We start from the raw sequence: 12,233 nt of genomic DNA, 5'->3' as shown, positions 1-12,233 counted from the left end.
TTTGGTGATAATAAAATATTTTGTTAACTTTAGTATACATCTGACTTCCCTATTCTAGTTGCTGAAAATTCTATGGAAAGAATCAATATCATATATGATGTATATCAAAGAGCTATTGGCAATTATACGGTTTCCATCCGGTCATTCTATTCTGCTGAAACGAAGTTAGGTATCGGCTTATTTGTAAATGAAATAGAAACGCCTCTTTTTTATTATAAAACGGACAAAAGCAATAGTATCCCCTATCTGGGCTTCAATCACAGTCAGATAAAGGTGTTTATGGAATCCGACAATTACGAGAATAAAAATGTAGAATCCCGTTTTATTAATTTCACCTCTCTGATTAAAATGTTTGAATTCTATGCTTATGCACACTTTGACGCCAAGCCACAGGAATTTATTACTGAAAATCAGGTATACATTGCCTACATAACCGCATTCGAAAAGAAAATGAGTCTATTGAAATAGATCTGTGATTTTCGTAAGCAAGCTATTCAAATGATGAAGTTACAGTTGTTGTTGGCTGTTTATCATTAGCCGGGCTTCCTCCCAGTACGGACTGATTTGCTCCGCTTTTATCGCCACTTGTCGCCACATCATTACGGCGCATATATATTTCAGGAATATTCAGCTGACTTACGCCTTTTATTGTCATTACTCTGGAAACATAGAATTTTTGAGTTGTAGTCTTTGTTTCTACCTTATTATTGACCTTATCCACGATTGCAAATGTGAGGTAACTCTCCATGTTCATCGGCGTAGCATCTACGGAAAAGGAATCAAAACGTGCAGGCATCAGGTTTCCGTCTATAGTCGTAATATTCACTTTTTGAGATAAGGGTTTGTTATAAAGTGACCCAAACTGACGTCTTAAAGACAGGAAGTTATTTTCAACGTAGGAATGGGGCGGAACGAAGAGCATACTTTTAGGTAATGTTGCACTTCCATTGACATTTCCGCTTATTGAAGAATAATCTACGCTGTGGCCGTTACCAAGATCATAACCACTTGTCCAGGAACCTGCGTTAAGACGTGCATTCAATTTAACATCATTTCCTAAATAACTGATGGCCTGACCATTTACCACTAATGCAGAACTTCCAAGATCCACAGCAATAGGCACACCCAACTTATTAGCGATACGGGTGTGTACACTGGTGTTCTGCCCATTAAATCCATACTCTATTTTAATCGTGTCATTCTCAAACACAAATTTCCCTGATTTTTCATCTTTGGAAAGAGATTGACTATCAATGGTTGTTAAATAGGTAGTAGAACAACTGTTTAATATAAACAAAGTGCACAGCGCAGCTGAAAAATACTTTAATGCCTTCATATCCAAACTTTACTTAATTTCAAGGTAAGTTAAATAAAAAATATAATACTTATTATATGACGACTCTTGTTTTAATATTAAGCTTTTGTAAACTATTTTTCAGTTAACATTGGACGGTATTACCTAGACTTATTAAAGACTCAAAAAAGAAGACCTTCCGGAAAACTCCGAAAGGCCTTAAAATTAACCTTATCTGTCAATAGATTACTCTAAAGCACCGTTATAATCTGACTCACGAAGGGGAATTCTCCATGTCCATTTGTTATTTTTTTCCGGTGTGATAACTTTTGCCAGGTCGGTTATAAAGTTTCCTCCGTTTGCATATATTTTGCGATCAATTGAATCTCCCCATCTCTTCATGTCAAACCAATCGAAACCTTCTCCCCATAATTCGATTGCTCTATACTTTTTAATCTCTTTCAGCAAATCTTCTCCTGTGGCAGTTGCATTGTACTGCGCATCTCTTCCGGACTTAGCAGTCAGATTATTCAACACTGTCTGTACTTCTGAAGCGGGTTTATTCTGGAAGTATTTAGCTTCTGCTTCGATCAGATACATCTCAGATGAACGGAAATGATTCAAATTACCTACACCCGGCATATCTGTTGCTTTAAGTTTAAACTGCATATAAGCATAAGTTGTAGCATTTGATTGCAAAGCCGGGAACAGTTGAAAAGCTCTTGCTTTCAAAGCAGCTCCTGCAACACCTGTACTTGTTGTATAAGCATCTGTTTTAGGATCTAAAAACAAACCTTTTCTGATATCCGTAGCAGGAATTTTATTGAACAACTCTCTACTGATACATTTTGGTGTATTCCTTACTGCACCTGCACTCGAATTATATCCGATATAAGAGAAAAATGAATAAAAATGTAAATTCTCATCCAACGCGCCATAGCTGCTCCAGATCCACTCTGCATTTGGTGTGCTGAATCCTGCTTTGTAGTCATTTACAGACATCAACGGATAATCCTGAACGGCTAATTTTGCATATTTCTCAGCGTTAATATAATCCTGTTTGTTTAAGGCTGCACGTGCATAGATAGCATACGCAACATCCTTGTTGACTTCAAAGTTTTTAGTTCTTTTCAATCCGGACTGTTCATATAATGCTAATGCAGTATTAAGATCATCATATATTTGCGCATAGGATTCTCCTAAAGTAGATAATGCTTTGTCTCCTGTTGACATATCTGTACGCAAAATCAATCCCGAAGTACTTCCGTTATTAGAATCACTCCATCTGTATCCGTAAATCTGCGCAAGCATCATAAAGCTGTAGGCTCTGTATGTCAGTGCCTGTGCTTTAAGAAATTGTTTTTCGCTTTCCGGACCTGTAGCAGCATCCACAGAGTGAATAATGATGTTGGCATTACCAATGATTTTGTAGTAGTAATACCATGGATAATACAAGTAAATACTTGTTACATTCTCATTATATCCGGCATTGATAATAGCTGCCCAACCGCCTAAGTTGACAAAGAAATGGTTTCCCGGATAATTACCATAATACATCTTTATAGTTCCTTCACCATTAAAACCTTGTGACTCCAGGTATTGTGAAGTCATCATTTTTGCCAGACCGTTTACGGCAAGCTTTACATTGGCCGTTGTCTCAAATACGGTGGGTGTACCTATTTTCTCTGTAGGTACGGTATCTAAATAATCCTTATTACAAGAAGCCAGGAACAAAGCTCCTAAAGCTAATATTTTTATAAAACCTGTGTTTTTCATGTTCGTTTGTATTATAATCCTACTTTCACTCCTACTGATACTGTTCTTGGAGTCACCCAAGCATTGGTACTGATTCCGTTCCATTGTTGTTGCGGATTCATTCCTTTTAACTTTGTAAAAGTAGCCAGATTCTCGATTCCGGCATTTACCGAAACAGAAGATAAATCAAATCTGTTAACAAATGTTTTTGGAAGAGAATAGCTAACTGCTATATTTTTGATAACCAGATAAGACGCATCCTTCAGGAATCGAGTGGACGTGAAGTTATTAAAATTACTTTGTGAGAAGTTAATTCCCGGAATTCCGTTAGGGTCAATTCTGTTTGCTGATGTAGCAGTCATTCCTTCAGGAGTACCATTCCATGAGTTTAACAGATCGGCATGCAACGAGCTTGGTGTACCTGACATACTCATCAATATTCTGTATGATTCATCAAAAGTTTTACCACCGATGGCGTAGGTAAATAATCCGGATAAACTAAAATTCTTGTAGGTAAACAGCGTATTAAAACTACCGTTCATTTTAGGAATAACACTTCCTGACCAGTCTCTCTTACCATAAGAAGATGGGTTCGTAACATAGTACTTACCATTGATCTCAATCAGATCAGCAGCCGGAATAGGATCTTTTCCAGGGGCAGATCCATTGACATTGAAACGCTCAGTATCTGCAAGATACAGGGACTGACCAGTCATCTGATCAACACCGGCAAATTGCCATAACCAGTAATCGTACCGGCCATGTCCTTCCATCCACTTGAAGTTTCCGGTTACGATACCATTCTTTCTGTTTTCCTCAGGTAAGGCCAATACTTTATTTTTCAACCAGGTCGCATTCGCTCCGACATTCCATCTGAAATCCTGATTTTTGATTACATCCACATCGAAAGTAACTTCAATTCCCCGATTAGACATCGAACCAATATTTTTGGTGATAGTAGAAACTGCATTTGTATTGGACGTTGCTCCTGCAGAAAGCGGAAGATTAAGATCAAAAATCAAATTTTGTGATTGCTTATCAAAATACTCCACCATGAAGTTCACTCTATTGAAAAGTCTACCTTCTAAAGCCGCTGAGAAAGAACTCGACGTTTCCCAGATCAAATCTTTGGCGGCATTCTGAGAAAGGTATAAAGCCGCTACATTTGCATTTTGTGCAATGCTATACAATGCAAGGTGTGCATAATAATCGGCACTCTCATCATTTCCAACTTCACCATAAGAAGCTCTTAATTTCAAATTGTTTACCGTGTTAAGAGCATCTTTGAAGAAGTCCTCCTTAGAGATAGACCAGCTACCTCCTAATGACCAGAAGCTACCCCAACGGTTTTCAGGAGAAAAGCGGGAAGATCCGTCTCTTCTGAATGACGCTTCCGCAAAATACTTATTATCGTAGTTATAACGTGCTCTTGAAAGGAAACTCTCCGTTCTGTATTCTTGCTGATAATCGTATAAGTTGGTAATATTTGTAAAATTATTAAGATCCGGCTTACCCGCAAATGTTTCTGTAGTCTTAAATCCATACAGATAAGTACGGTTATACCAATAATTTTCATGACCAGCCAACACATCTATATGATGCTTTCCGTAATCCTTATCCCACGACAATAACTGTTGAGTAGTATAATTTTTATAACGATAGATTCTTCTTACTCCTCTACCTTTATTCCCCATACCATCACCAATAATAGCATTATAATAATTACGGTCTTCTGAGTTTCTTAAATTTAAGTCCCCGTTTACGGAGAATTTAAAATCTTTTAGAAAATAAAAGTCTAAGTAGACACGACCATTCAGGGTGCTGCGTATAGTATTATAGCTGTTCAGTTCATTCTCCCAAATGTTATGACGCCCCATATATTGCATTCGGGTATCTGAACCTTCATCATATTGTCTGTTACCGGCAGCATCCAGTGCATATGAACCATCGGCTTTATGCAAATGAATAGGATAAATCGGAGCTATACTTCTGGCATAATTAAATGGATTTGAATAGGAACTTTCATCATCATTTGTCGCTGGGATCAGATTTGAATTTTGATGAGAACCGGATAGGTTCATTCCATATTTAAACCATTCCTTAGCTTTCAGATCGGCGTTGACACGCCCTGTAAAACGGGAGAAATCTGACCCTTTTATATAGCCTTTCTCTTTCAGATATCCGGTAGAAAAATAAATATTGCTTTTTTCTGTAGCATTGCTTCCGTCAATGTTGTAATTCTGACGGTGGCCTAAACGATCTACAGCACCCATCCAATCTAAATCTTCCTGATAGCCTGGTAATATCTGTGCATCACTTACCATTTTACCATTGCTGTCAAATAACTGATCACTCGGCTTATTGTAAATATTCAATTTTAAATAATCGCTGATCAGAGCCTTAGTAGCCTGTGCTCCGGCTAATTCTTTTGTCGGATAATCCTTTGGATTACTTGTCAAAAGGTTATTTCTGAAACCCTGCCACATGGCTTCCATAAACTGATTTGGATTCAATCTGTCATACTCGGCTATACCTCTGGAATAAAACCCCTGGTCTGTACCCACATTTATCTGAGAGCGTCCAAGTTTTCCTTTCTTGGTCGTGATAATAATTACACCATTTGAGGCACGGCTACCATATAAGGCAGATGAAGAAGCATCTTTCAATACGGATACACTTTCGATATCATTAGGGTTAATATCGGATACATTTCCTCCGAAAGGCACACCATCTACAACATACAGAGGGTCATTAGATCCGTTCAGAGATGAAAATCCACGGATTCTGATCGTGGGTTCGGAACCGGGCTGACCGGAAGTATTATTAATCTGTATACCTGCAGCAGATCCTTCCAAAGCACCCAAAGCATTTGTAATAGGTCTTTTTTCAAGGTCTTTAGAAGTGATGGAAGAAATAGAACCCGTCAAAGATTCCTTCTTAGCTGAACCATAGGCTACCACTACAACTTCTTCAAGCGCATGCTCATCGTTATTCATGACGACATTTAGTTGCATCGCGCGCGTGACTTTGATAGTCTGACTTGCAAATCCGACGAATCTGAAAACCAGAGATGAATTGGCAGTTGCAGAAATACTGTAGTTACCATCAGCATCAGTTTGTGTAGCCTTATTAGTCCCCTGTACTATTACGGATACTCCACTGATAGCCGAGCCATCGGAGGAAGAGGTGACCTTCCCTTTTACTGTAAAATCCTGTGCGTGTGAAACTCCGATAAAAAGAGTAAACACAAGAATAAAACTGAGTAATTTTTGTTTCATATGTTTATGTTTATTAAAAAAATGTCCACAACGGGACGGTAGTTAAGCAACGAATGTTGGCTCCTTTTGAGAATTTATATTCAAAAAATATCGAAAAAGAGTAGTTAATGAGGTCGTCGTCAGCAACTGTTAAAAAATGTTAAGCGCAAAAATATAGCTAAAATCGAGAAAAACAAATAATTGCATAAAAAACTATTATAGCCTATACTTCATCTATTTATAAGCTATTGATTATAAATAAATAACAAAAAAACAATTTAGCAAAATATATAAAAAATAATTGTTTGTATTACTACCGTTGTGACATGCAAGTATAGAAACCGTTTTTATACAATTAAAGTTGTGTAAATCAGAATGATATTTACGTCAAAAGATTCTCACCACGATCCCATTCTAGCCTTCCTTCAATTAATTGAAATTCTCCTGAAGACCAATAATCATAACGTACATATAACATAGATATACTGTCTTTTAATCGATTAAATAATTATTTTTTAAAATAAAACTACAACATTTTGATAATGTCGTTTATATTAAATAAATTTATTTAAAATACATTTAAGCAAATTAATTACACCTAAACGTATAGTATATGAAAAAAAATAAAATTGCAGAAAAACTTCTATTACTATTAGCAGCAATTATGCTATTCAACTCCTGTAGAAGAGATATTGACACAGCTCCGAAAGACCAAACGCAGATAGATACAACTTCTTTTCAAAAACTGATGATCAATGGCAATGAAGTCCTTATTAAACAGGAAAATGGAAAATACTATATCTCAGATGATGAAGTACTAAGTGAGAGACAGTTGAATATACTTAAAGATCTTGCTCGTAAAAATACGGGTACAGCCAAAAGAAGCGCTATCCTAGATGATGTGGTAAAGAAATGGCCGAATGGTATCTGGTACTACAAAATCGTATCTTCCCGAAGAACAGAAATTTTGCAGGCGATGTCCTGGATAGCTGCCAATTCCAGTGTTAAATTTGTGGAAAGAACAAACCAAGCTAATTATGTAACCATTTATGATACCAACGCAGGGGCATCGGAATCGAATCATGTTGGCATGGAATCCTATAGTAAAGAAATTTATATTTCCGCATCCCATGCTGTCGGAACTATAGCACATGAAATATTACATTCTCTCGGATTCTTTCATGAACAAAACAGACCTGACAGAGATCAATACATCAATGTGTATCTGGACAGAATCCCTTACAACGATAAAAACACCCGATACCAATATCAGATCAATCCGTTAGCTAAAGGTGTCGGAATCTTTGACTTTAATTCTATTATGATGTATTCATCAAATGGAATTATGGAAAAGAAAAACGGACAAGAATGGCAAAGGCAACGGGATTCACTATCCTTAGGTGATATAGAAGGACTGGCACATTTATACGGTCCGCCATCTTCGATCTGCAATTCCGGAATTTATACAGTCACCAGTGGAACTTCAGTAACTCTTCAATATGCTACAAATATTGCCAATGTGACTTCATTGGGAAATAACCAGTATAGAATTACCAGAATTGGTAATGCAAATGGAACAGTTACATTGAAATCTTTACTCAATGGAAATGCTTATAGTAAGGAGATTTATATTGGTGGATCGAGGATCTCTGAAATCACCGGACCAACGACTGTTTACTCTAATCAGGAATACCAATATCAATTAAATTTTGGCGGTGTTCCTACTGGTCAAGTTACTCGTCTCAAGGCCAGTGGAACATTTTTACAAGATTATAGTGTTGAAGGTAATTATATAAAAATACAGACTAAACCAATGTTAAATAATATGAAACCTAAACAAATATTAATAGAAGCTGTATATCAAAATGAATGTGGATTAGTAGAAGGAAAGAATCTATACATAACGGTTTATCCTTAATACTTTTAGAAATTGTAAGATTACATGCATCTATTTAGCACCTAATCTTGAAGAGTCGATAACAATTACAATAAAAACAAAACCGGATGTATTTAGAAAATACATCCGGTTTATAATCTCAATTTATTTTAAGTTTAGCAATCTGTAAAATTTTATCACACACATTTTAGCCACCTTAAATAACATGCAAAAGAAGTGAACAAATCTTCTTAAAACATCATTGAAGTTTGCGTAGAATCTAATATTCTTACTTATCCTTTATTTGGACAATTATATAAGCAACAATATGAACAAAATTAAAATTATTGCAGCGTCTCTATTATTAGTGACAGCAATCATATCATTCAACTCCTGCAGAAGAGACATTAACGCTGCTCCAGACAACCAAACGCAGATAGATACAACTTCTTTTCAAAAACTGATGATCAATGGCAATGAAGTCCTTATTAAACAGGAAAATGGAAAATACTATATCTCAGATGATGAAGTACTAAGTGAGAGACAATTGAATATACTTAAAGATCTTGCTCGTAAAAATACGGGTACAGCCAAAAGAAGCGCTATCCTAGATGATGTGGTAAAGAAATGGCCGAATGGTATCTGGTACTACAAAATCGTATCTTCCAGAAGAACAGAAATTTTGCAGGCGATGTCCTGGATAGCTGCCAATTCCAGTGTTAAATTTGTGGAAAGAACAAACCAAGCTAATTATGTAACCATTTATGATACCAACGCAGGGACATCGGAATCGAATCATGTTGGCATGGAATCCTATAGTAAAGAAATTTATATTTTAGCATCCCATGCTGTCGGAACTATAGCACATGAAATATTACATTCTCTCGGATTCTTTCATGAACAAAACAGACCTGACAGAGATCAATACATCAATGTGTATCTGGACAGAATCCCTTACAACGATAAAAACACCCGATACCAATATCAGATCAATCCGTTAGCTAAAGGTGTCGGAATCTTTGACTTTAATTCTATTATGATGTATTCATCAAATGGAATTATGGAAAAGAAAAACGGACAAGAATGGCAAAGGCAACGGGATTCACTATCCTTAGGTGATATAAAAGGACTGGCACATTTATACGGTCCGCCATCTTCGATCTGCAATTCCGGAATTTATACAGTCACCAGTGGAACTTCAGTAACTCTTCAATATGCTACAAATATTGCCAATGTGACTTCATTGGGAAATAACCAGTATAGAATTACCAGAATTGGTAATGCAAATGGAACAGTTACATTGAAATCTTTACTCAATGGAAATGCTTATACCAAAGATATAGTTATTGGAATTCCCATATCTCCAACTTCTTACATAATCGGACAAGCAAGTATAAATTCTCCGTCTCAGGGATACTCACTTTACCCCTATCAGGTAGATGCTGTACCAGGAAATACATACCAATGGAATGTCTCAGGAATGCCCGGTGTACTAATTACAGAGCAAAGCAATAATAGCATAGTCTTAGCAATTCCCAGAATCATTGGCAACAGCAGTAAAAATATAAGTCTTTCTGTAAAAGCCTCCAATCAATGTGGAGAATCACTCTTTTCTTTTAATAAGACTATCACAGTCACCCCTAATAATGGAGGTGGAATAAACGGCTTCTAAGATAGTCTAAATGAATTGAACAAAGTAATGGATAGTATAGGGTTTTTCAAACTGAATCTGAAAATGAGCACTTATATTGAAAATTGTATTTAATAGTAATACTTATTTAGTAAGGAAATTATATTGTAGATAAAGGGTATCAAAATCACTAGACCAATGAATACTTACTCTGAACGGGAATATACATTGAAATTTGAGGCCATGTTTAACGGTCCAGCGACTTGGTTCAAGAGGAGAAAGAATCTGTATATAATGATTCATACTTAAATAATTTCACAAAAACACTTATCAAACTGTTAAAATAGAAAAGAGTGGCAATTAAAATCGCCACTCTTCCATTATTTAATTTAAATATTGAATTACTTTGTTAATAAATAAACTACTTTGTAATCCAGACCTGACTCTGAACAGGAATTATTTCCTGTCCATTGTCTAAAGTAACCAAATACATAAACGCAATTTGCAAAGTAGTTGCTGTTGCACTATTTATAAAATCCTGTACCAACTTATTATTAGCAGCACTTTTTGATCTAAAATCTGCAATAGTTGTAGAGAAAACTACGGTAGTACCATTTCCCGCTATCGGTTGACTAATATACGTACCTGTTCTTACACCACCAGCATTTATAGAAGTTGCCCCTCCTAATACTTTACTTATTTCCTTGATACTTCTACCAGAAGAAGAAGGAATGCTTAATGTAAAAGAAATCTTTCCATCACTAAGAGGAACTGAAATATATGGATTAAAACCATGGGTCGTTGCTCCCGGAAATGTTACCGGTATCTCGGGACGATTATCTTTATAAAATTCGGTGTAATCCTTCTCACATGAGACTAATATTACCGAAACAAAAAGCAGAATTATTTTTATAATATTTTTCATATCTATAGTTCTTATTAATTTACATCCCACCAAACCTTAACATTTGATTGTGGTACATTACTTCCTTGTGGAAAATTAGGATTTCTTTGCAGTTCACTGTTTAAGTATATAGCTCTTACAGGTGGTTGTCCGTCAACACCTCCAGCATTCTGGTGAAGTGCCAATTGTGGATAACCTGTTCTTCTCCAATCATTCCACTGCTCTAATCCATTAGAAAATAGAGAAATATATTTCTGTGTTATTATTTTTTCAATCTTCTGTTCTGTCGAACCAGTTAATGAAACAATAGTTGGATTTGAAGTAAAATACAGGTCAATATCTGTTGCAGAAATACCTGCGTCACTCATAGAAGCACGAATTCCTTGTTGATATAATGCTTGCGGATCTCCTGCTGTTCCCAATCTTAATGCTGATTCAGCCAAAATAAATGACGTTTGAGCATATGTCAGCAATCGTGTAGGACCTTCCCCATTTGCTCCAGTTACATATTTATTATATTTTGAGCGACTTTCGAATGGAGGGAATGTACCGCCAAAACCATTATCTGCAGTTACATAACTTCCTGTAGGACGAGTTACAAAAAGTGGTAATCTCGGATCATTTAGAGATTGTAATAACGTTACAAAACGTGTACTAATCAGTATTTCATTTTGAAACAACGAGTTAAATGAAAGAGTCCAGATTGGAGCCTGGCTTCCTACTTGTCCACCAAAATTTACAGCAATGTTTTGCGTATTAGCATTTATATACTGATTTTTTGTAATTACTTCGTCAATTACAGATTTTGCTTTCGCCGGTTCTACTAGACTAATCTGAATAGCCAGCTTCAGTAATAAAGAATTTCCAGCTCTTTTCCATTTTGCAATATCCCCTTGGAATACGATATCATCGACACCAGGTTTCAATGGACTAGTTTGCTCCAAATCTGCCAATCCTTCTTTTGTTAAGTCAAACAGACTCTTAATTCCTGCCGCAGAATTACCAAGATATATATCCTTCTGAGTATCCAGTTTCGGAGTAGTTACCTGAGCTTCTCCTAATAATGCTTCAGAATACGGAATATCACCCCAAATATCGGTAGTCATAGCAAATGTTAATGCTTGCATAATTTTACCAATTCCTGCATATGCTGGTCCATTAGTTTGATTTGCCTTGTCAATTAACTTTTTGTAGTTAATCAATGCCCCTCCATATAACTCTGAACTCCACTGATTCGCAAAATCATCCCCATCGATAATGTAACGATCATAACTTTGAGGACTTCCTCCTGCACCAGTTGTAACACTCATAATTGTAGAAGCGAACCGATTTAATTCATTTGAATTAGCAAAGGCTGTACCTGCTAAACCAGTAGGTAACAAAGTCGCTGCCGGAACATCCAATGGGTTATTAGGTGTATCGTTAACATCTAAAAACTTATTACAAGATGCGGCAGACAACAGTACTACTAATGAAGTAGTATATAGTATATTCTTTTTTATCTTAATTTTTTTCAT

At 36.2% G+C, this 12,233-nt stretch carries 8 protein-coding genes; 3 read left to right on the top strand and 5 right to left on the bottom strand.

Features of this window, described 5'->3' with window-relative positions; all coding sequences use genetic code 11:
* Nucleotides 1-72 precede the first annotated feature (72 nt).
* Complete coding sequence (locus tag I6J03_RS10785; RefSeq protein WP_002999855.1) at nt 73-468, top strand: hypothetical protein; 396 nt, start codon at nt 73-75, stop codon at nt 466-468.
* Between the two features lie 22 nt (nt 469-490).
* Here I6J03_RS10785 and I6J03_RS10780 read toward each other — a convergent pair whose 3' ends face one another.
* From I6J03_RS10780 to I6J03_RS10770, 3 genes are all read right to left on the bottom strand, one after another.
* Nucleotides 491-1,336 (bottom strand): hypothetical protein, encoded by an 846-nt coding sequence (locus I6J03_RS10780; protein WP_003012022.1) that lies wholly within the window; start codon nt 1,334-1,336, stop codon nt 491-493.
* A 204-nt stretch (nt 1,337-1,540) separates the two neighbouring features.
* Entirely contained in the window at nt 1,541-3,070 is a 1,530-nt protein-coding gene (locus tag I6J03_RS10775; RefSeq protein WP_003012020.1) for a RagB/SusD family nutrient uptake outer membrane protein, read from the bottom strand.
* An 11-nt stretch (nt 3,071-3,081) separates the two neighbouring features.
* The gene (locus I6J03_RS10770; RefSeq protein ID WP_003012019.1) at nt 3,082-6,327 is read right to left on the bottom strand and encodes a SusC/RagA family TonB-linked outer membrane protein; all 3,246 of its coding nucleotides are present in this window, start codon (nt 6,325-6,327) and stop codon (nt 3,082-3,084) included.
* Nucleotides 6,328-6,919: 592 nt separating this feature from the next.
* Between I6J03_RS10770 and I6J03_RS10765 the strand changes: the two genes are divergently transcribed.
* Nucleotides 6,920-8,224, top strand: coding sequence for a M12 family metallopeptidase (locus I6J03_RS10765; protein WP_201694364.1), 1,305 nt, complete (start codon nt 6,920-6,922; stop codon nt 8,222-8,224).
* Between the two features lie 286 nt (nt 8,225-8,510).
* Nucleotides 8,511-9,854, top strand: coding sequence for a M12 family metallopeptidase (locus I6J03_RS10760; RefSeq protein ID WP_201694362.1), 1,344 nt, complete (start codon nt 8,511-8,513; stop codon nt 9,852-9,854).
* Between the two features lie 379 nt (nt 9,855-10,233).
* On the opposite strand, the gene I6J03_RS10755 is transcribed toward I6J03_RS10760, so the two are convergent.
* Together I6J03_RS10755 and I6J03_RS10750 are read right to left on the bottom strand one after the other, a co-directional pair.
* A complete protein-coding gene (locus tag I6J03_RS10755) occupies nt 10,234-10,737 on the bottom strand; it encodes a hypothetical protein (protein WP_003012009.1) in 504 nt (167 codons plus the stop codon).
* Nucleotides 10,738-10,751: 14 nt separating this feature from the next.
* A complete protein-coding gene (locus I6J03_RS10750) occupies nt 10,752-12,233 on the bottom strand; it encodes a SusD/RagB family nutrient-binding outer membrane lipoprotein (protein ID WP_003012007.1) in 1,482 nt (493 codons plus the stop codon).

The sequence above is a fragment of the Sphingobacterium spiritivorum genome (genome assembly GCF_016724845.1).
GTDB classification, from domain to species: Bacteria; Bacteroidota; Bacteroidia; order Sphingobacteriales; family Sphingobacteriaceae; genus Sphingobacterium; species Sphingobacterium spiritivorum_A.
This window is presented reverse-complemented; position numbering and strand designations above follow the sequence as displayed.